The sequence below is a fragment of the Glutamicibacter sp. AOP38-B1-38 genome (assembly GCF_052377485.1).
Taxonomy (GTDB): domain Bacteria; phylum Actinomycetota; class Actinomycetes; order Actinomycetales; family Micrococcaceae; genus Glutamicibacter.
In genome coordinates this window covers 114,523-135,276 of the sequence record NZ_JBQSWU010000010.1, presented here as the reverse complement: position 1 = coordinate 135,276, position 20,754 = coordinate 114,523, and the positions used below count along the sequence as shown (strand labels likewise).

Below are 20,754 nucleotides of genomic sequence, written 5' to 3'. Positions count from 1 at the left end.
AAGGCTTGGTTTCGAGCGCACTGCAGTTGGGGTCTAAGCACTGACATTATTTCCTGGAGCTCGGCACAGAAAAGCTCAAAGTAAGAAAACATGACTTGACCGTGGCAAGGTTTGTTTTCCATGCCATACGGTGTTTGCACATCGAGTTCGACTGGGGAAGACCAGCACACAGCCTGGATACGTTCCAGAATTGACCGCGGAGCGGTCATCACTAAACGGCGCATGTACGCAAGATAGTAGTTGAAGCGTCATCTTTGAAGTATGCGTTTAACGTGGGGTTAACCCCACATTCCTTTCATCGCTATGGGGTTTTCTATATTCCCCGTCGGATGCACTAGCCAACTTGACATGCACCAGTTCAAGCTTGTTTCAGGACGGACCGACAGTTTGCTGGGCAGGTGTCAACTCACTGTGCACTTTTGGGGGAGTACAGAGGAAACGTTGCGCTGGCCCTGCGCCTGTTCGAAGGAAAGTGGGAGCACCGTAGTATTCTGAACGGTATATTGGAGACTTCTTGGGGAAGCGTGATGACCGTACTTAATATTCGAGGCAAACTCGGTCTGTCGGAGGTTGTTGATACCGGAGACTCGCCGCAAGAATTTGTAGGCGAGAATCCGCGTATTGACAACAAATTTGAATACGACATCGCAGTGATCGGGTTGGGGCCCGTCGGAGTGCGGACGCTTCACAATCAGTGCATCTCCAAAGAGCGGGTGCTTGGTTTTGATGCCTCTGAGTCCCGACTCGCTGAGCTGTCCCGCGGGTCCATGGGCTTATCGTTGCTCGAAAACAAGAGGACGCCCACGCGATGGACGAGCAGCTGCTGACGCTGACTGCCGAGCCGGAAGAATTTGCTAAAGCTGCAGCGCTGATCAGGTGGCGCAGCATTGTGCGCGTGTGCTCGCAGATGCCGGAAAAGTGACGTCCGATTCCAAGGTGCTGGTCATCGGTTTATCCCCTCAACCAGACACCGTGGATCAAGTGGGTTCTCCTGCGCTGCAGATCATGGATTTGCTGCTCAAATCCGGAGCCGACGTTGGATTCCCTGATTGCCACTTTGCCGGACCCATCACTTGAGGAGAAGCCCAGGTTCCGGGTTATCCAAACCCGCGTGACTTCGGCGCAGATCTGATTCTTTTACACACCCTGCACAGCGATGCCGAGACTGTGATTGATGGGACCTGCGGGGCCAAGGGAGTGCTGAACCGAGTACCGCCTTAGCTTGGTTCAGTTCGAGTATGGCTTCGGCGGTGCGGTGATCTCCGCCTGAACACCGAAATGGCGCAACGACCAGAGGTCGTTGCGCCACATCGGTAAATGCAGTGAAAAAAGAACGTCGCTTAAACGAAGCTTTCGGTACCCTCGATGGTATTCATGAAGTGATCCATGAAATCAGCGAAATCCCGCGCATCAATTTGTTGATCGATGACCGCACCAACGCTGACCGCATCATCAACATGCACGTCAATGCTCGGGGTCCCGGGGATAGCAAAACGGAAGACGCGTCCGGTGGACGTGGCAACTTCGTAACCGCCATCGCTGAGCAATGCCAGCTGATTGACGTTGGTGTTGTTGATGGTGATGGCCGCTTCTGATGCGGACAGATCAGTTGAAGAAACCGGTGCGAGGACTAGTTCCGCTGGCTGACGTCGATATCCAATGACCTTCAAGCCTCCCGAACCGGCGATGCCGGTACCTGCCACCAAGTTATAGCTGGCGAAGTTCGGGATCTGCGAGTCAAAGGCCTCATGGAGGAGGCGCTTGACGTGGTCGGTAGGATTTTCGTCTGGGCGTGGGTCCATAAGTTCCACTCTACCGACTTTGATGGACAAATTGATCAGTCTCCTCGCATAGCGAAATATGTCATTGTCGCGTCATGGGTTGTCCAATTGGTCATATTGACTACTAGAATCTCAAATATGAGCCAGGATACAGCCCCAGATATCAAACCACGTTCACGTGTGGTCACCGATGGTATCCACGCTGCCCCAGCACGCGGCATGTTGCGTGCGGTCGGCATGGGAGACGATGACTTCGCCAAGCCGCAAATTGGCATTGCCAGTTCGTGGAATGAAATTACTCCTTGCAATCTTTCGCTGAACCGATTGGCGCAAGGCGCCAAAGAAGGTGTTCATGCAGGCGGAGGGTTCCCCATGCAGTTCGGCACCATCTCGGTCTCGGATGGCATTTCGATGGGCCACGAGGGCATGCACTTCTCCCTGGTCTCCCGTGAAGTCATCGCCGACTCCGTCGAGACTGTCATGATGGCCGAACGCCTGGACGGCTCGGTGCTCCTGGCCGGCTGCGACAAGTCGCTGCCGGGCATGCTGATGGCCGCCGCCCGGCTGAACCTCTCCTCGGTGTTCCTCTACGCCGGCTCGATCATGCCCGGCTGGGTGAAGCTGGAGGACGGCACCGAAAAGGACGTCACCCTCATTGACGCCTTCGAAGCCGTGGGCGCCTGCGCCGCCGGCAAGATGAGCGAAGAAGACCTGGGCCGCATCGAACGGGCCATCTGCCCGGGCGAAGGAGCCTGCGGCGGGATGTACACCGCGAACACCATGGCCTCCATCGGCGAGGCGCTGGGCATGTCCCTGCCGGGCTCGGCGGCCCCGCCCTCGGCCGACCGCCGCCGCGACATGTTTGCGCACAAGTCCGGCGAGGCGGTGGTGGAACTGCTGCGCAAGGGCATCCGCGCCCGCGACATCCTGACCAAGAAGGCCTTCGAGAACGCCATCGCCGTCACCATGGCCTTCGGCGGCTCCACCAACGCGGTGCTCCACCTGCTGGCCATTGCCCGCGAAGCCGAGGTCGAGCTGACCCTGAGCGACTTCAACCGCATCGGCGACAAGGTCCCGCACCTGGCGGACCTGAAGCCCTTCGGCCGCTACGTGATGAACGACCTGGACCGCATCGGCGGGGTGCCGGTGGTCATGAAGGCGCTGCTGGATGCCGGCTTGCTGCACGGTGACTGCCTGACCGTCACCGGCAAGACCATGGCGGAGAACCTCGAGCACATTGCCCCACCGGATCCAGATGGCAAGATCCTGCGCGCCATGGACAACCCGATCCACAAGACCGGCGGGGTGACCGTGCTGCACGGCTCGCTGGCCCCGGAAGGCGCGGTCGTGAAGTCCGCCGGCTTCGACGCGGACGTCTTCGAGGGCGCAGCGCGCGTCTTCGAACGCGAGCAGAGTGCCATCGAGGCGCTCGATGCGGGCAAGATCCAGGCCGGCGACGTAGTGGTCATCCGCTACGAAGGACCCAAGGGCGGGCCGGGAATGCGCGAGATGCTCGCCATCACCGGCGCCATCAAGGGTGCAGGCCTGGGCAAGGACGTATTGCTGCTCACCGATGGCCGCTTCTCCGGGGGCACCACCGGGCTGTGCATCGGACACGTGGCCCCCGAAGCCGTGGACGGCGGGCCCATCGCCTTCGTCCAGGACGGCGACAAGATCCGCGTGGACATCGAGGCGCGCAGCTTCGACCTGCTGGTTGAGCCAGCCGAGCTGGAAGCCCGCAAGGTCGGCTGGGAGCCGCTGCCTGCCAAGTTCACCACCGGTGTGCTGGCCAAGTACGCGAAGCTGGTCAACTCGGCGTCAACCGGCGCCTACTGCGGCTAAGTAAAAACACGTGTGATCCATTGGTTGGACGCCAAAGCGTCCAACCAATGGACATCCATCTCGTATAATGAGATACAAGGGGTTTCTAGTTGCTCTTTACCTCCCGGTGGAGAAAACTAGAGATATGCAAACAACCTCCGAGGTTCTACTAGTTATCAGGCGCGAAGCCTGAAACGTTGTCCGCCAGGACAGAACGTCGGTAACGCGCCAGCCCCCTTTCGTCAACAGTGACGGCCGCGGGGCGTTTTTTATGCGCAAACGAAGAGATAGATCAGGAAAGGATCCCGATGAGCAACGTAACACCAGCCAATCCGGCCTCGGTTGCGAAATCAATTAATCGATCAAAGGATGCCGCCACCGCTGTCTCTTCCGTCGTGGAAGCTTCGAACCCGGTACAGGGTCCGAATACTATCGTCGCTGCCACAAAGATGACGGGGTCACAAGCCATCGTCCGCTCACTGGAAGAACTGGGCGTCAAGGACGTCTTCGGATTACCAGGCGGGGCCATCCTTCCCACCTATGATCCACTGATGGATTCGACCAAGATTAATCACATCCTGGTCCGCCACGAACAGGGTGCAGGCCATGCCGCACAGGGTTACGCCATGGTTTCCGGAGAAGTCGGCGTGTGCATCGCCACCTCCGGTCCGGGCGCCACCAACCTCGTCACCGCGCTAGCCGATGCCAATATGGACTCGGTGCCGATGGTGGCAATCACCGGCCAGGTGCACAGCGCCTTCATCGGCTCGGACGCATTCCAGGAAGCCGACATTGTCGGCATCACCATGCCGATTACCAAGCATGCCTTCCTGGTGACCGACCCGGAAGAAATCCCGCGGGTTATGGCAAGTGCCTTCTACCTCGCGCAGACCGGCCGGCCCGGTCCGGTGCTGGTGGATATCACCAAGGATGCCCAGCAGGGAGACATGACCTTCTCCTGGCCGCCGAAGGTGGACCTGCCCGGCTACCGCGTGGTCACCAAGGGACACAACAAGCAGCTGCGCGAAGCGGCGAAACTGATCGCCGGCGCCAGCCGCCCGGTGCTCTACGTCGGCGGCGGCGTGATCAAAGCCAACGCGCATGAGGAACTGAAAGCCTTCGCCGAGTTCATCAACGCCCCGGTGGTCACCACGCTCACCGCGCGCGGCGCCTTCCCGGATTCGCACACCCAGCACGTGGGCATGCCAGGCATGCACGGCGCGGTCTCCGCGGTGACCGCATTGCAGCAGGCCGACCTGCTGATCACCCTGGGCGCGCGCTTCGATGACCGCGTCACCGGCGTGCTCTCCTCCTTCGCACCCAACGCGAAGGTGATCCACGCGGATATCGACCCGGCCGAAATCTCAAAGAACCGCACCGCGGACGTGCCGATTGTCGGCTCGCTGGATGAAATCATCCCGCAGCTGCAGGAAGCGTGCACCACGCGCTTCGAAGCGGACCCGCCGCAGGATCTGACCAGCTGGTGGGGCCTGCTCAACCGGCTGCGCGAAACCTACCCGATTGGCTACACCGAAACCCACGACGGGCTTTCCGCGCCGCAGAACGTCATCGAGCGCATCGGCGCGCTGACCGGCCCCGAGGGCGTCTACGTGGCGGGCGTTGGCCAGCACCAGATGTGGGCGGCGCAGTTCGTGAAGTACGAGCGCCCGCGCTCGTGGCTGAATTCCGCCGGCTTGGGCACCATGGGCTACTCGGTACCCGCGGCCATGGGTGCCAAGGTCGCCCAGCCGGACCGTGTGGTGTGGGCCATCGACGGGGACGGCTGCTTCCAGATGACCAACCAGGAGTTGGCCACCTGCGTGATCAACCAGATCCCCATCAAGGTCGCCATCATCAACAATTCCTCGCTGGGCATGGTCCGCCAGTGGCAGACGCTGTTCTACGAATCGCGCTACTCCAACACCGATTTGAACACCGGCCACGGCACCGCACGGGTCCCGGACTTCGTGAAGCTTGCCGATGCCTATGGCTGCGTGGGCCTGCGTTGCGAACGCGACGAAGACATCGATGCCACCATCCAGCAGGCACTTGCAATCAATGACCGCCCAGTGGTGATCGATTTCGTGGTCTCCGCGGACTCCATGGTGTGGCCAATGGTGCCTTCCGGAGTGAGCAATGACCAGATCCAGTTTGCCAAGGGCATGACCCCAGAGTGGGAAGAGGAGGACTAGAACATGGCAAAGCATACGTTGTCGGTACTCGTCGAAGACGTTCCCGGCGTACTCACCCGAGTCGCCAGCCTTTTCGCCCGCCGTGCGTTCAACATTCACTCGCTCGCGGTGGGTCCCACCGAAATCGAGGGAATCAGCCGCATGACCGTGGTGGTGGACGCCGAAGGGGACTCCCTGGAGCAGGTCACCAAACAGCTGAACAAGCTGATCAACGTCATCAAGATCGTCGAGCTGCTGCCGGAAACCTCGGTGCAGCGCGATCACATCATGGTCAAGGTACGCGCAGATGCGGCAACTCGCCTGCAGGTTACCCAGGCCGCCGAGCTCTTCCGCGCCTCCGTCATCGACGTGGCTCAGGACTCGCTGGTCATCGAGGCCACCGGCAATGCGGGGAAGATCGATGCGCTGCTGGCGGTGCTCGAACCCTTCGGCATCCGCGAGATCGTCCAGGCCGGTACCCTAGCGGTAGGACGCGGCGCCAAGTCGATGTCGGACAGGGCACTGAAAACCCTCTCCGCCTAAACGGCACCACGCAAATTTCCAGAACTTTCAATAACAAACTTCTTATTCGAAGAAAACCTAAGGAGCAATCACAGTGGCTGATATGTACTACGAAGACGACGCCGACCTCTCAATCATCCAGGGTCGCAAGGTAGCCGTCATTGGCTACGGCTCCCAGGGCCACGCACACGCACTGAGCCTGCGCGACTCCGGCGTGGACGTCACCGTCGGCCTGGCAGAGGGCTCCAAGTCCCGCGCCAAGGTCGAGGCCGAAGGCCTGAAGGTCGCCACCGTGGCCGAGGCCGCCAAGTGGGCAGACGTCATCATGATCCTGACCCCGGACCAGGTCCAGGCCCAGGTCTACGCAGAGTCGATCGCCGAGCACCTCGAAGAGGGCAACGCCCTGTTCTTCGGCCACGGCTTCAACATCCGCTTCGGCTTCATCCAGCCACCAGCCAACGTTGACGTTGCCCTGGTAGCTCCGAAGGCACCGGGCCACACCGTACGCCGCGAATTCGAAGCAGGCCGCGGCATTCCCGACCTGATCGCAGTGGAGCAGAACTTCACCGGCGGCGCCAAGGAACTGGCACTGTCCTACGCAGCGGGCATCGGCGGCACCCGTGCCGGTGTCATCGAGACCACCTTCACCGAAGAGACCGAAACCGACCTGTTCGGCGAGCAGGCCGTGCTTTGCGGTGGCACCTCGCAGCTGGTTCAGTACGGCTTCGAAGTTCTCACCGAAGCTGGCTACAAGCCAGAGATCGCCTACTTCGAGGTGCTCCACGAGCTGAAGCTGATCGTCGACCTGATGTGGGAAGGCGGCATCGCCAAGCAGCGCTGGTCGATCTCCGACACCGCCGAGTACGGCGACTACGTCTCCGGCCCACGCGTGATCACCCCAGAGGTGAAGGAAAACATGAAGGCTGTGCTGGCCGATATCCAGTCCGGCGCCTTCGCCACCCGCTTCATGGAAGACCAGAAGGCCGGTGCCCCGGAATTCAAGGCACTGCGCAAGAAGGGCGAAGAGCACCCAATCGAGACCACCGGCCGCGAACTGCGCTCGCTGTTCTCCTGGATCTCCGATTCCTCCTCGGATGACTACGTGGATGGTTCCGTAGCTCGCTAAGCTTCGCAACTATAACGCTGAATAGCACCGAACGTCAGCGGCACCTGAACTTGATTCTTCGGGTGTCGCTGACGTTTCCTTTTCATCTTCTTCATTATCTAGACATAGACTCTGATACATGGTTCAGCTACATGATGGTGATCTCCCCACGGAAGTATTTGAACGTTTCCGAACAGAGCAGATAGTTGCATGTGACACTGAGACAACTGGGCTGAATTGGCTATCGGATAAGTTAGCTCTTGTCCAACTGTATTCACCGAACGTGGGAACCCATCTTGTCCGGGTCAACCACGGTCAGCTTGCAACGCAGGTCTGCCAAATCCTTGAGATGGCTTCAATTCGTAAAGTACTCCACCACGCGCCATTTGATTTGGCTTTTATGAAATCGGCGTGGGGAGTCGACGCAAAAAATTCTGCGTGCACAAAAATCGCCTCCAAGATATTGTGGCGGAACCAAAACATCAGCCACTCACTGCAGCCTCTCTTAGAGAGGGTACTGGGTGTACACATCGACAAAGGCTCCGTCCGCACAAGTAACTGGGCCGCTGAAAACCTGTCAAGTGGACAACTGGAATATGCGACAAATGATGTCGTTTATTTAATTCCTTTGCTCCTCGAGTTAGAAAGAGCTCTGGCATCAATGCAGATGCTAGAACTCTTTCAATCGTGTTGCACTTTTTTGCCTACTAGAGCGAAAACTGATCAGCTATTATTGCAAGATATTTTTAGCTACTAGCCAAGGTTTGCCACGACGTATCAGTAAAGAATTGGAAGCCCGCAGGTGCCTTGCATCGTAATTTCGCAACAAGGCGCATGTGCCATGGTGCGTCAGGTCCGTTGACAACTTCAATAGTGCATGACAAGTTGCTTAGGCCAAGCGTGGCTAGATCTGAAGTAAACAGATCCGGTACGTAGCCAAGTGGAATGCGGTTTTTGTCGGAAACCAGAATTGCAAGTTCGTTTTTAGGGTTAGAAGGTTCCTGTACTAACGAAACTTCAGCGCCACGAGTTAAAGATTTTATCGCGAGTTCTTGCTGTTCACGAGTCACTGACACCTCAAGACCATTTAAGATCCGAGCGCTCCCCGCGATATGACGCATTCCATGTACGAGGAAAGAAAATTCCCACGTATCCATTTCTCCTTCGACAGGGACCGGGACGGGAAGTAACTGCAGTGTATCTCCAGCTCGACGTCCGCCGGAATGACTCAGCTGTTCCCAAGGCGAAGGACTGTCAGTTAGACCCAACGAAGTAATGAAATTTGTATAGTCAGGACGGCGCGGATCCATGACACGTTGAGCGAACAACGGAAAAAGCGTAGCAGCTTCATAGGAACTGTATAGGTCAGAGAACCCGAGTAACGGTTGAAAGTCTTCTATGCTAAGAACGTTTTGAACATAATCAAAGCGGTAGGTTCCGCGAAGGGATTTTGCCAAAAGACCTATGACACTGATGCGGCGGTTAAACGGATGCTGCCAAGTGACGGCAAGAACACTCACTTCGTGAGAACCTAGAACCTTGGAAGACAATAGTCTAGGCGAGCTTTGTACAGACATCTTGTATCCTTCCTAGATTCACAGTGATTACCTTGTCTACAAATGTACGCCGGGCATCGGACATTTTGGGGATTTGGTGAGCAATTGCTCGTGCCTGGGTCAGGTCAACCGTATGCAAACGATCCGTCCAGTGTTTTCTTCCCGATTCGGTGCAAAGGGATAGCGCTTGCTCCGCTGCATCAACCAGCCCTAACCGTTGATGGTCGGCACCAACACGTTCCAATCGATTGGCTTTGGCTTTGGCACACCATGATTCTACGCGGTAGCTTTCCGAATCTTCGAGCATGAATTTCAGCCGGTCCTCACTTAAATTGAAGCCTAGACTGCTGGCATTATCGTAGACGGGACTGAGGCGTACTTTTAGATCTGGTCGCTGGATCATTGGCCTAAGTACAGCCCAATTCTCTTCATGTCGATCTTGATTTGCGATCCACGCGTCGAATAGGCACATTCCCGCAAATGCATCAAAGCCGGTTAATCCATCCGGGTACAAATCACTGGGAGGTGGAAGTACACCCACCAGCGACTTCTTGATGTTGGCTAGTGAATGGCCTTTTCGAAATTTGTCGCCATATATGAAATCGTCAATTCCGTGCGTCGGCAGCCACGCGGCACCATGTGTGAGATCCAGTCCGCGAGGGCTGACATCGAGTGAGATTACCCCTTCGACATCATCGTGGATGGCAAGTTGCACGGTGGCACTTGCGATCCCGAGCATCGGTGCAAGGTGGCAAGCAATCAGTTCAGCGAAGTCTTCACCATAACGCATCTGTTTGTCCACAGTATTGTTTTTGAAGAACCAACGCTTTGCGGGGTCTGTTGGATCAGCCAGCACATGTTTGACTTCAGCACCGGCTGGTTCGGTGGTTATTTTTTCCCAACCAGTCGTGTCAACGACGTTAAAATACTTCTGCGAAGTACCAGGGGAGACGGTGCTATTCAAATCAGTCAAATCCCGTCTGTCCTCTGCGCATGCAATATTTCTTCGAGTGGTCGACGTGCTCTTCAACAAATCATATCGTGGCGCGCAACACATTCAACTCCGTCTGCGACACCGCTGAGTGCGGCGACTACGTCTCCGGCCCACGCGTGATCACCCCAGAGGTGAAGGAAAACATGAAGGCTGTGCTGGCCGATATCCAGTCCGGCGCCTTCGCCACCCGCTTCATGGAAGACCAGAAGGCCGGTGCCCCGGAATTCAAGGCACTGCGCAAGAAGGGCGAAGAGCACCCAATCGAGACCACCGGCCGCGAACTGCGCTCGCTGTTCTCCTGGATCTCCGATTCCTCCTCGGATGACTACGTGGATGGTTCCGTAGCTCGCTAAGCTCACGGTTAGCCACGCAATAGCGAATAACTGGCCATGGGCCGGGTCACTTGAGAAAGCTGACCCGGCCCATGGCCATTTTGCTCGCAGCTTCGTTTCTTGCGAGGCATTGAACTGCCGATACATCAATATTCACTCAATGACGTACGAATCAACGTCAACAAAGCATCGCAATGGCACAGGTGCCTAGTGCCAAGGGTCTACGAATTCATGATCCAGCAGTCCGTTGAGATACGCACCATAGCCGCTCTTGCCCAAGGTGGCTGCACGAGAGCGAAGCTCTTGGTCATCGATGAAGTCTTGACGCCATGCGACTTCTTCTGGAACCCCAATTTTCAGGCCCTGGCGGGCCTCGACGGTTCGCACAAAATTGGACGCATCGTTGAGCGAATCGAAGGTTCCCGTGTCCAACCAGGCGGTGCCGCGCGCTAGCACGTTGACCTGCAGCTGTCCGTCTTCGAGGTACAGCCGATTGATGTCGGTTATTTCCAATTCGCCGCGCGCCGACGGCTTGAGCGTGCTTGCCTTTTCAATCACCGTATTGTCGTAGAAATACAGCCCTGGAACAGCGTAGTGGCTGCGCGGTTGCCGAGGTTTTTCTTCAAGGGAAATGGCATTGCCATCCCCGTCAAACTCGACAACGCCGTATGCCGACGGATCCTTGACCCAGTAGCCAAAAATGGTCGCGCCGTCCTGGCGGTTGTTGTAGTTCTGCAATTTTGTTCCAAAACCAGGCCCATGGAAGATGTTGTCGCCCAGGATCAGTGCCACCGAATCGTTGCCGATATGCTCGCGCCCGATGATGAAGGCCTGTGCCAGGCCGTCCGGCGAATCCTGGACGGCGTACGAAAGTTTTGCCCCAAAATGGCTTCCGTCGCCTAGCAGCGTTTTAAACTGTTCCGCATCGTTCGGTGTGGTTATCAATAAAATATCCCGGATCCCTGCCAACAAAAGAGTCGACAGCGGATAGTAGATCATTGGCTTGTCGTACACAGGTACCAACTGTTTTGAAATCCCCTGTGTAATTGGGTGCAATCGCGACCCGGTTCCCCCAGCTAAAATTATTCCCCTCATACGCAGATGGTACCAATGGAAATCATTAAATGTGAGGCAAAATTGGATTCCGCGGCAAAGGGAAAAGCGTTCAGGAAACGCGAAAATATTCGATCAGGTTTTGCCCTATGCCGCTTGACTAGTACATAAAGAACAAGTTGCGAAGTGCAGACTCGACCTAGCGTGCCGTCTCAGGCGTTTAAGCTGGAATGATTTTCTTCTAATGCAAGTATTTTATGCGCAGAATGAGTAGTCAATTACCCATGATAATTTAAATCCTGTTAATTAGTCTAAGAAGAAGCTTATTGGAAGTAGTGCATCGGACGCTGTACGGGTGGGGCCGTTAGGGTTCGTGGACTTTCTGTGTACGAAAATAGCGTTGTTGAGATTCTTGGGGGAATAGCGTGCAACCAAAAAACTTTCCTGTGATCGTGTGGCGCGACCAATTTCGGTGCGCATGGATCCTTTCGGAATCGCTGCGGGCCGGACCAACCACTCGGCATGTGGAGCCTCTTAGCGCCTACGCTCCGTAGCACAGCAATAATTTCTGGCTCCGATGGCAGGCGTGACCAACGCTCGCAACCTTCGCGGGGCTTCACTCAGCGTTAACCGGGAACCACGATTACCGGTAGCTAATATTCGAAGGATGCACAGTCCGTCAGAAATTCGACGGAGTTGCGGCCCGTGGGGACCAGCAGCCGCTATTTTGGGAATTTCGCCGCTTGCTCTGTGAGCTATTTCTTGGGGGAACTAATGTTTATTGGATATGCTGCCGGCGCTTTCGAGCCGGCCCGCGTGGGGCGTCAAACCGTTCTGTCTCAGCCCGAGACTGCGCGATGTGTCTTGCGCCGGCGTGGCACCGCTCGAGTGGAGAAATTTCGAGTGTCTTCCTCTCGTCAATCAATGCTCCGGTTCACGGGCGCGGCTCGCCTCGGGATCCTTGAGCGTTTCCCAGTGCCGGGCCAGCTTTGCTCAGAGATCCTCAGGTAATTGAAATGAAAAATACCTGGTTACGCACGGGACGGCCAACGCCTCCAGCAAGAAGCTGGATTGTCCTTTCAATCGTTTTGTCCGCATCGGCACTGGCGTTGAACGGATGCGCCGCGGCTGACCACTCCTTGCAGCAGGCCAATCAGATCAGCGTTCCAGGCACAACCGAGCCTGAGAAATTACCAGCTGCGGGTGAAACCCGAGCGCCCGAAAAGGCAGGAGCCAGCGACCGCGCCGCGAAGCAATCACCAAATTCGAAAGCCACGGATAAAACCCAGGGGCCAACAGAGGCTGAGCCCCGCAAGGCTCCGGCTGAGTGGAAGAAGGCTGAGGGCGGACTCAAGGTCGGCAAAGACTCCGAGGCAGCGGAGAAAAATCCCAAATCTGCTTCGAAGGTAGCACTTGATAAGCCGGTGAGCGCAGGTCCCGAAGCACAAATGAGCATCTCGCGCATTGCATCTGTCAAAGGCGAAGCCAATGGCATTGGCGAAATAGCGGGCGCCGCGACTTTAGTGGAAATCACCGTCACCAATCGCGGCGACGAACAGCTGGACCTGGCCCAAGCACAAGTGCGACTCTACTACGGAGCCGAGAAGACCCCGGCTGCGGCGCTCAACGATTCGCGCGCCAAGAATCTGGACCCGGAGCTTGCGCCTAAGGAATCGAGCAAGGCCGTGTACATCTTCGCGGCCGCTGCCACGGATATCGAGAACGTGCTCGTGGAGTTCGAGACCGGCAGTACAGATGAAGTTCAACTACTCAGCGGTGAGGTAACACGATGAAAGCTGTACGGGCCACCAAACTTGGGCAACGCGTGATCGGCATGGTCGGTGCCCTCGCGCTGGCCGGAAGCATCACCATTAGCGGAGCGCCCAGCGCGCTGGCTGATAGCTCGCCGTCCGATCCGAACGATCCTGCCACCCCCGTCACGGTGACCGCCGATGCGCTGCCGACGGTGCAAATCAACGGCGTGGTGTGGAGCCAGGTAGTCATCGGTGACGTGGTGTACGCAGGTGGAAGCTTCAGCACGGCAAGACCTGCCGGGGCCGCGCCGGGAACCCAGGAAACGCCGCGGAACAACATCCTGGCCTACGACATCCGCACAGGCGAACTGATCGGCGGCTTCGCCCCCGCGTTCAACGCCCAAGTGCTTTCGCTGGCCGCCTCTCCGGATGGAACGCGGCTCTACGTGGGCGGGGACTTCACGGCTTTGAACGGCCAGGGCGCAACACGCATGGTCGCGCTGGATCCGCAAAGCGGCGCGAGAATCCCGAACTTCGATCCGCAGCCCTCGAATTCCGTCCGGGCGATCGTCGCGACCGAAACCGAAGTCTACCTGGGCGGTAGCTTCTTCCGCCTCGGGCAGGCCTGGCGCGAGCAGGTAGCCGCGGTCCGGGCCAGCGACGCCGCCCTGCTGGCAATGCGCACGGTGGTTACCGGAGGAAAGGTCGATTCCCTGGCGCTCTCTCCGGACGGCAGCAAACTTGCCATCGGTGGCCAGTTCACCGCGGTCAACTCGACCACCGATAACGCCAGCGGATTGGCCGTCATCAATACCGATACGGCCGAAAAGTATTCCTACCCGGCCGCCGCATACGTCCGAAACGGCGGAAGCAACGGATCGATTACTTCGATCGCCAGCGATGAAGACACCTTCTACGCCAGCGGCTTTACTTTCGGGCGCACCAATACGCTCGAAGGCGTGGTCGCCATCAAGTGGAACGACCTCGAGACCCATTGGCTCGAGGACTGCCATGGGGACACCTACTCGGTGCACCCGGCCGGGGACCAGGTGTATATCGCCGGGCATCCGCACTACTGCGGAAATATCGGTGGCTTTGCCCAAGAGCCCAGCTGGACCTATCAACGGGCCATGAGCTTCAGCAAGGTGAGCACGGGAATTATCGACCGTGAGATCCATGGGTATACCAACTTTGAAGGTCTGGAGCATCCGCAGCTGCAAAACTGGTTCCCGGCGCTGAACACCGGAACCTATACCGGCCAGAACCAAGGGCCGTGGAGCGTGACCGGCAACGACGAGTACATCGTCTACGGTGGGGAATTCCGCACGGCCAATTATCAAGGCCAGCAGGGACTGACCAGATTCACCTACAGCGACCAGGCTCCGAATCTGCGCGGCCCGTTGCCCTTTGGCCAGGACTTCCAGATCAACGCGAGCTCAACGCAATCCGGAGAGGTGCGCCTGCAATGGCAAGCGGCCGAAGACATGGACAACAAGACGTTGACCTACAAGGTGATCAGGGACGGGAACATCGCGAATCCGGTGAAGACCTTCACCGCCGATTCAACCTTCTGGAGCAGGCAGGGGCTTAGCTACATCGATCAGGATCTGGCTCCGGGCAGCACCCACAACTACCGGGTGTTTGTCACCGACCCCAACGGCCGTGAGGCGCGAAGCGCCACGGCGAACATCACCGTCGCTGCGCAAGATGCGCCAAGCAGCGGCTATGAGCAGGTGGTCAAGGCGGACGGGCCGGTGAACTACTGGCCAATCAGCCCCGCCGATGGTTCGGTGCTGATCGACGCCGCGCACAGCGACGATCCGCAGGTCACCGGAGGCGCAACCCTGGACGGATCCACCGCGATTGCCGGGGGCTCCGGGCAGAGCCTGCGCCTGGGAAGCGGCGCGGTGCAAGACACCACCCGTCGCACGCGACCCCAGGAATTCAGCACCGAACTGTGGGTCAAGGCCGGTTTGACGCAGCGCGGACGGTTGATCGGCTTCGGCAACGGGCTGACCGGAAATTCCACGGACCACGACCGGTTGACCTACCTCAACGACCTCGGGCGGCTGAGCTTCGGGGTCACCGAGCGGGGAACCAAGCGGGTCATTACCTCACCGCTGATCTATACCGATAACAACTGGCATCATGTGGTCTCCACCCTCGGCGAGGATGGCATGCGCCTCTATGTTGATGGCGCACAGGTAGCGAGCCGTGCCAGCACCACCACGGCGTTGGAACTTGACGGGTTCTGGCGTCTGGGCCAAGACCGGGTGCGGGGCTGGAGCTCCGCACCGACCAGCGGCTTTGCCGGGTACCTCGATGAGGTGGCCATTTATGACAAGCAGTTGGATGCCGCCACGATCGCCAACCACTACCAGGCCGGACTCGGCCAGGCGGCGAATATCAGCCCGCAGGCCGAATATGAATTCAGCGTCGACGGATTCGACCTTGCGTTGGACGCCGCGCAATCCACCGACCCGGACGGGACGATCGAGTCCTATGCCTGGGACTTCGGGGACGGAGCCACCGCCACCGGAGTCACCGCGACGCATAGCTACGCCGAGCCGGGGGACTACCAGGTGGAACTTGTGGTCACCGATTCGGCAGGAGCTACGGATCAACGCACGCGCAGCGTTTCCATCACGGCGCCCCCGGAACCCAACCGGGCACCGCAAGCGGCCTTCGAGGCCACGGCCAGCGGCTTGACCGTCGACCTGGACGGAAGTACGAGCAGCGATCCCGACGGGGATGAGCTGGCCTATGAGTGGACCTTCGGCGACGGCAGCCAGCCGGCCACCGGCCAGAGCACATCCCACGGCTACGCCGCGCCCGGAACCTACCAGATCGGCCTGACCGTCACGGATCCCGGGGGACTAAGCGATACGACCACCCAGAGCATCGAGGTCGAGCTGCCCGCCGGACCGTTGGCCGCCGATGCCTTCACCCGTGAGGTCACCGGCGGGTGGGGAACCGCGGACATCGGCGGGGACTGGACGCGCGCCACGGTCGCGGCCGCGACCGAAGTCTCCGATGGCGTCGGCAAGTTGATCGCCGGCAATCCGGGTTCCGGGCCGCGGGTCTACCTCCCGCCGCTAGCCAGCGCCCAGGTTACCGCGACCGTGGAGGTGGCGATGGAAAAGCCCTTGACCGGCGGCGGCGCCTACCTGTACTTCTCGCCGCGCTATGCCAGTGCGTCCAACCAGTACTACCTGAAGATCCATCTCATGAATGATGGCGGGGCGCGCATACAGCTGGCGCGGGTACTCGACGGCGCAGAAACCATCCTCGACACCGACTACCAGCCCGCCTTTGGCTACGAGGCCGGACAGCAGCTCAAGGCAAAGATAGCGGTTGCCGGCGGCAATCCGAGCGCACTGTCTGGCAAGGTCTGGGCGGCTAGCGACGCCGAGCCCGGCGCCTGGCAGGTGACGGCCAGCGATTCGGCCGCCGGATTGCAAACTCCGGCGGGAATCGGCCTGCGGATGTACCTGTCGGGGTCGGCAACGAACGCTCCGAATACCGCAATGTTCGACAACCTGGAGGTGCTGGCCCAGTAGGAATTTAGTGCCCCGGTGCGGGCCGGCCAAGGGACATGTGATTCGACAGCTCTGATGGGGGATGAGCTTGTGGAACAGCTAGCAAGGCAGGGGACGCTGCTTACACGCAGGACCTTTTTGGGGGTAGTTGGCCTGGTGAGCCTCGCCGGATGCAGCAATGCGTCAAGCGTGAACGGGCTCAAGGCCAGTGAACGTGGCGCACAAAATCTACTGAACTCCGCCTCGTTCTTCATCGCCCATCGAGGTTCGGGAGACAACTGGACCGAGCACACCATGCACGCCTACCGCGAAGCGGTCGCGCACGGCGCCTCGGCGGTTGAATTATCCGTGCAACGCACGGCAGACGGGCACTTTGTCTGCCACCACGACTCAAGTTTGGAAAGGCTCTGCGGAAAAGATGTCCTGATCGAGAACCTCACCCTTGCGGAACTCGCCGAGTACCGAAATGACGCGCGGCTCTGGCTGGGACCGTATACCCCCAGCGAGCCGATCCCGCGGCTGTCGCAGGTGCTAGAGGAACTTGCCGGCAAGGCGATTCTCTTCATCGAAGACAAAACGGGCAAGAACACCGTGGAGCTGCTCCAAGCGCTCAAGGACTCGCCGGTAGGCGAAGAGTCGGTGGTCTGGAAAATGGAAGCCACCGGGGCAAGCCATCGAGCCGCCGCGGAGGCAAACTACCTGACGTGGGGCTACTTCGCCCCGCAGAATTTTGACCAAATCGAAAAGCTGGCCGGCGAATTTGATGCCATTGGCATCCATGATTCGGCAGATGAGCTGGTCATTGGCCGCGCGGTGTCCACGGGTAAGCCAGTCATCGTCTGGGAAGTGCACACACGCTCCCAGATGCAGTCCTTGCGGGCGCAAGGAGTCGCCGGCATGATGTGTTCGAACTTTCCGTATGTAACCGGCACGCCGGTGGAACTCGCCGACTCCCATGACACGTTTGCCTCCGGGCGACGCGCCGCGGGCGACCTGCCCGACGTGCTGACCTGGAAATCACAGCCGCAGTTCCTTCCCGAACAGGGGGCGCTGCGCCTTGCGGGCAGACGCAAGGCAAGCTACGGTCTAGGATCCATGGCCAGCCTGCGCCAAGGCGAATGGGTTTTGGAAGCGCAGATCCGCTGGCCAACGATAGGCGACGAGAGGCAAATCGCCGGATTGTCCTTTGGGACGCCGAACGACACCCCCTATCGCGCCTTCGAGAAGAGCCAACGCAGCGGCTTTCATCTGCAGCTTGAGAGTTCCGGCGAAGCCTCCATCTGGCAAGCCCGCGACAACGGGCAAAAAGCCCTGGGCCGCAGGGGGCAATTGACCTTCGTGGCGAACCAGTGGATACCCCTGCGCATCACCGCAACCGATACCCGGCTCAACGTCGATGTGGCAGGCCAAGGGACACTATCGGCAGAAATTTCCGGGCCGGTTGCTGCCGGATATCTCAACCTGCTGACTCTCCATCCGGCTGGCATGGCCGTGGACTTCAAGGAAATCCGGCTACAGCAATTGGGAGCGTAGCCGCATCTGCGTCCGCAAGGCGGGATGGACCCATCAACCACCAACTCATCAAAGTAAGGCGAATTTCATGAATAAGATCCTGGTAACTGGGGGTGCCGGATTCATTGGGGCAAACTTTGTGCGGCATCTGCTGGAGCACTCCGATTGCACCGTGACGATCCTGGACAAGCTGACCTACGCGGGAAATAAGGAATCCCTGGCTGGCCTTCCAGCGAGTCGCGTCAAATTAGTCGTGGGAGACATCATCGACACCGAGCTGGTCGACCGGCTCGTCGCCGCGCACGATACCGTTGTGCATTTCGCGGCCGAGTCGCATAACGATAATTCCCTGCGTGAACCGACGGCCTTTGTGCGTACGAATGTCGTGGGGACCTTCGAATTATTGGAGGCGGTGCGGAAGCACGGGACCAGGTTCCACCATATTTCCACCGATGAGGTCTACGGCGATCTGGAACTTGAGGACTCGCAGCGGTTCACCGAAACAACGCCCTACCAGCCTTCGAGCCCATATTCTGCGACCAAGGCCTCTAGCGACCTGCTGGTCCGTGCGTGGGTGCGGTCATTCGGCATCAACGCCACGTTGTCGAACTGCTCGAACAACTATGGGCCCTATCAGCATGTTGAGAAGTTCATTCCACGCCAGATCACCAATGTGCTCACCGGTGTGCGACCCAAGCTCTATGGCAGCGGGACGAATGTTCGCGACTGGATCCACGTGCATGACCATTCAAGCGCGGTGCAGCGTATTTTGGAGGCGGGCGAGCCCGGTCGCACCTATTTGATTGGCGCAGACGGCGAAAGAAATAACCTTGAGGTGCTTCGCCAGATACTGGAACTCATGGGGCGCCCACGAGACGAATTCGACTGGATCAGCGATCGTCCAGGCCACGATTTGCGCTACGCCATCGACGCCACGCCATTACGCCAAGAGCTCGGGTGGAAACCGGAATTCCAGGATTTTTCTTCGGGGCTCGAACGCACCATCCACTGGTACGCAACGCACCGCCAATGGTGGGAAGCGAGCAAAGAAATCACCGAAACACAGTACGCTCAGCAGGAACAACTAGTGGAAGGGGTCAAAAGCTCATGAGCACGCAAATGGCAGAACTGACCGTCGCGGAAACAGCCATCCCAGGGCTGCTGATCCTTGACCTTCCATTGCATGGCGACGCTCGTGGCTGGTTCAAAGAGAATTGGCAGCGGGCCAAAATGACAGGCGCCGGGCTCCCGGATTTTCGACCCGTGCAAAACAACATTTCGTTCAACGAACTTCGAGGGACGACCCGAGGTTTCCACGCGGAGCCATGGGATAAATACGTGTCGGTGGCGACCGGGAAGATCTTCGGGGCCTGGGTCGACCTACGTCCGGGCGAGTCTTTTGGAGAATTGGTCACGGCGCAAGTCGGGCCCGGGCAAGCGGTATTCGTGCCACGTGGAGTAGCCAACGGGTTCCAAACGTTGGAGGATCACACCGCATATACCTACCTGGTGACCGAGCACTGGAGCGAAACTTCACGGGAGCGCTATAGCTATGTAAACCTTGGCGACCCGACGCTCGAGATCGACTGGCCGGTTCCCTTGGCCCAGGCGATCCTCTCCGAAGCTGACCGCGGACACCCGAACCTGTCCCAGGCAACACCGGTGCCGGCGAAAAGAATCCTCGTGCTGGGCGGCGGAGGACAGCTCGGCCAGGCGCTGGCCCAGCGGGACGCCGCAGATCCCCGGCTGCATGTGCTTGCGCGCGCGGAGGCTGATCTTTGCGATCCGGCATCCTTGGACCAACTTGATTGGTCTGCGTACTCGCATGTCGTCAATGCCGCCGCTTATACAGCAGTTGATGCCGCCGAAACCCCCTCGGGGCGAAAACGCGCGTGGCAGGTCAACGCTCAAGCGGTGCAGGAGCTGGCGGCGCGCTGCGTAGCCCACCACCTCGGATTGGTGCACGTCTCGACGGACTATGTATTCGACGGGATGGACAAGGTCTATGCCGAAGAAAGCAGTATCGCCCCCTTAGGTGTTTATGGGCAGTCGAAAGCCGCCGGGGAGACAGCCGTCGGTTCGGTGCCCCGGCACTACCTGGTGCGTACCAGCTGGGTTGTTGGCAAGGGCGCAAATTTCGTCGATACCATGATGCGACTAGCGCATAGCGACATCGATCCGCTGGTCGTTGATGACCAAGTTGGTCGGTTGACCTTCGCCGATGACCTGGCCGCAGGGATTCTGCATCTCATCGATTCAGACGCCGCATACGGAACCTACAATATTCAAGGCGGTGGTCAGCCGCTGAGCTGGTATCGGGTCGCGCAGGAGATCTTCGCTTTATGCGGGCAAGATCCGCAGCGTGTAGGCAGCACGACTACCGCGGAGTACGCATCCACGAAATCTCCTTTTGCGCCACGCCCGGCGTACGGAGTATTGGATACCTCGAAAATCCGCGCCTCCGGCTACGTGCCGGGCGACCAGTTGGATGCCTTGAAAAATTACGTGTCGCGGGCAGAGCGAAGGTAGCTGCCCAGCGCACACAGGCTTGCGATAGGGACCCATAGCGGTCCCTATCGTCAGTTAACTTGCCGTTGCGAAGGCCAAGGCTAGC

General features: G+C 58.8%; 15 protein-coding genes and 1 pseudogene. 12 read left to right on the top strand and 4 right to left on the bottom strand.

Going from position 1 to position 20,754, the window contains the following annotated elements; genetic code table 11:
- Nucleotides 1-918 precede the first annotated feature (918 nt).
- Nucleotides 919-1,077 (top strand): hypothetical protein, encoded by a 159-nt coding sequence (locus ACT3TP_RS07900; protein WP_444620278.1) that lies wholly within the window; start codon nt 919-921, stop codon nt 1,075-1,077.
- A gap of 263 nt (nt 1,078-1,340) precedes the next feature.
- On the opposite strand, the gene ACT3TP_RS07895 is transcribed toward ACT3TP_RS07900, so the two are convergent.
- Complete coding sequence (locus tag ACT3TP_RS07895; protein WP_444620276.1) at nt 1,341-1,802, bottom strand: hypothetical protein; 462 nt, start codon at nt 1,800-1,802, stop codon at nt 1,341-1,343.
- Nucleotides 1,803-1,919: 117 nt separating this feature from the next.
- Between ACT3TP_RS07895 and ilvD the strand changes: the two genes are divergently transcribed.
- The 5 genes from ilvD (at nt 1,920) to ACT3TP_RS07870 (ending at nt 8,157) form a co-directional block, all read left to right on the top strand.
- Nucleotides 1,920-3,623 carry a dihydroxy-acid dehydratase gene (gene ilvD / locus ACT3TP_RS07890; RefSeq protein ID WP_444620274.1) on the top strand — a complete coding sequence of 568 codons (1,704 nt, stop codon included), beginning with the start codon at nt 1,920-1,922 and terminating at the stop codon, nt 3,621-3,623.
- A 287-nt stretch (nt 3,624-3,910) separates the two neighbouring features.
- Nucleotides 3,911-5,794 (top strand): acetolactate synthase large subunit, encoded by a 1,884-nt coding sequence (locus ACT3TP_RS07885; RefSeq protein ID WP_096288633.1) that lies wholly within the window; start codon nt 3,911-3,913, stop codon nt 5,792-5,794.
- A gap of 3 nt (nt 5,795-5,797) precedes the next feature.
- On the top strand, nt 5,798-6,316 hold the full coding sequence (gene ilvN, locus ACT3TP_RS07880; RefSeq protein ID WP_096288635.1) for an acetolactate synthase small subunit: 519 nt from the start codon (nt 5,798-5,800) through the stop codon (nt 6,314-6,316).
- A gap of 82 nt (nt 6,317-6,398) precedes the next feature.
- Nucleotides 6,399-7,421, top strand: coding sequence for a ketol-acid reductoisomerase (ilvC, locus tag ACT3TP_RS07875; RefSeq protein ID WP_096288637.1), 1,023 nt, complete (start codon nt 6,399-6,401; stop codon nt 7,419-7,421).
- Nucleotides 7,422-7,539: 118 nt separating this feature from the next.
- Complete coding sequence (locus ACT3TP_RS07870; RefSeq protein WP_444620272.1) at nt 7,540-8,157, top strand: ribonuclease D; 618 nt, start codon at nt 7,540-7,542, stop codon at nt 8,155-8,157.
- Here the strand turns inward: ACT3TP_RS07870 and ACT3TP_RS07865 are convergent.
- Together ACT3TP_RS07865 and ACT3TP_RS07860 are read right to left on the bottom strand one after the other, a co-directional pair.
- Nucleotides 8,147-8,977: a hypothetical protein gene (locus ACT3TP_RS07865; RefSeq protein WP_444620270.1), complete on the bottom strand. Its 831-nt coding sequence runs from the start codon at nt 8,975-8,977 to the stop codon at nt 8,147-8,149. The two genes, ACT3TP_RS07870 and ACT3TP_RS07865, sit on opposite strands and share 11 nt — an antisense overlap.
- Complete coding sequence (locus tag ACT3TP_RS07860; protein WP_444620268.1) at nt 8,955-9,929, bottom strand: HipA domain-containing protein; 975 nt, start codon at nt 9,927-9,929, stop codon at nt 8,955-8,957. The genes ACT3TP_RS07865 and ACT3TP_RS07860 overlap by 23 nt, the downstream gene beginning before the upstream one ends.
- Before the next feature lie 89 nt (nt 9,930-10,018).
- Between ACT3TP_RS07860 and ACT3TP_RS07855 the strand changes: the two are divergent.
- A pseudogene (locus ACT3TP_RS07855) lies at nt 10,019-10,303 on the top strand (ketol-acid reductoisomerase); the annotation flags it as partial.
- Between the two features lie 186 nt (nt 10,304-10,489).
- On the opposite strand, the gene rfbA reads toward ACT3TP_RS07855, so the two are convergent.
- Nucleotides 10,490-11,377, bottom strand: coding sequence for a glucose-1-phosphate thymidylyltransferase RfbA (rfbA, locus tag ACT3TP_RS07850; RefSeq protein ID WP_444620266.1), 888 nt, complete (start codon nt 11,375-11,377; stop codon nt 10,490-10,492).
- Between the two features lie 974 nt (nt 11,378-12,351).
- Here rfbA and ACT3TP_RS07845 point away from each other — a divergent pair.
- The 5 genes from ACT3TP_RS07845 to ACT3TP_RS07825 all read left to right on the top strand — a co-directional run bounded on the left by ACT3TP_RS07845 (nt 12,352) and on the right by ACT3TP_RS07825 (nt 20,669).
- Entirely contained in the window at nt 12,352-13,128 is a 777-nt protein-coding gene (locus tag ACT3TP_RS07845) for a hypothetical protein (RefSeq protein WP_444620264.1), read from the top strand.
- On the top strand, nt 13,125-16,649 hold the full coding sequence (locus ACT3TP_RS07840) for a PKD domain-containing protein (protein ID WP_444620262.1): 3,525 nt from the start codon (nt 13,125-13,127) through the stop codon (nt 16,647-16,649). The genes ACT3TP_RS07845 and ACT3TP_RS07840 overlap by 4 nt, the downstream gene beginning before the upstream one ends.
- Before the next feature lie 69 nt (nt 16,650-16,718).
- A complete protein-coding gene (locus ACT3TP_RS07835; protein ID WP_444620260.1) occupies nt 16,719-18,161 on the top strand; it encodes a glycerophosphodiester phosphodiesterase in 1,443 nt (480 codons plus the stop codon).
- A 67-nt stretch (nt 18,162-18,228) separates the two neighbouring features.
- Nucleotides 18,229-19,251: a dTDP-glucose 4,6-dehydratase gene (gene rfbB / locus ACT3TP_RS07830; protein ID WP_444620258.1), complete on the top strand. Its 1,023-nt coding sequence runs from the start codon at nt 18,229-18,231 to the stop codon at nt 19,249-19,251.
- Entirely contained in the window at nt 19,248-20,669 is a 1,422-nt protein-coding gene (locus ACT3TP_RS07825; protein WP_444620256.1) for a sugar nucleotide-binding protein, read from the top strand. Before rfbB ends, ACT3TP_RS07825 begins: the two co-directional genes overlap by 4 nt.
- Nucleotides 20,670-20,754 lie beyond the last annotated feature (85 nt).

Bases quoted from the DNA above. Each gene is read 5' to 3' on its own strand.
- rfbB (WP_444620258.1), top strand. From the start codon at position 18,229: ATGAATAAGATCCTGGTAACTGGGGGTGCCGGATTCATTGGGGCAAAC.
- ACT3TP_RS07840 (WP_444620262.1), top strand. From the start codon at position 13,125: ATGAAAGCTGTACGGGCCACCAAACTTGGGCAACGCGTGATCGGCATG.
- ACT3TP_RS07885 (WP_096288633.1), top strand. From the start codon at position 3,911: ATGAGCAACGTAACACCAGCCAATCCGGCCTCGGTTGCGAAATCAATT.
- ilvN (WP_096288635.1), top strand. From the start codon at position 5,798: ATGGCAAAGCATACGTTGTCGGTACTCGTCGAAGACGTTCCCGGCGTA.
- ilvD (WP_444620274.1), top strand. From the start codon at position 1,920: ATGAGCCAGGATACAGCCCCAGATATCAAACCACGTTCACGTGTGGTC.
- rfbA (WP_444620266.1), bottom strand. From the start codon at position 11,377: ATGAGGGGAATAATTTTAGCTGGGGGAACCGGGTCGCGATTGCACCCA.
- ilvC (WP_096288637.1), top strand. From the start codon at position 6,399: ATGTACTACGAAGACGACGCCGACCTCTCAATCATCCAGGGTCGCAAG.
- ACT3TP_RS07895 (WP_444620276.1), bottom strand. From the start codon at position 1,802: ATGGACCCACGCCCAGACGAAAATCCTACCGACCACGTCAAGCGCCTC.
- ACT3TP_RS07825 (WP_444620256.1), top strand. From the start codon at position 19,248: ATGAGCACGCAAATGGCAGAACTGACCGTCGCGGAAACAGCCATCCCA.
- ACT3TP_RS07870 (WP_444620272.1), top strand. From the start codon at position 7,540: ATGGTTCAGCTACATGATGGTGATCTCCCCACGGAAGTATTTGAACGT.
- ACT3TP_RS07865 (WP_444620270.1), bottom strand. From the start codon at position 8,977: ATGTCTGTACAAAGCTCGCCTAGACTATTGTCTTCCAAGGTTCTAGGT.
- ACT3TP_RS07845 (WP_444620264.1), top strand. From the start codon at position 12,352: ATGAAAAATACCTGGTTACGCACGGGACGGCCAACGCCTCCAGCAAGA.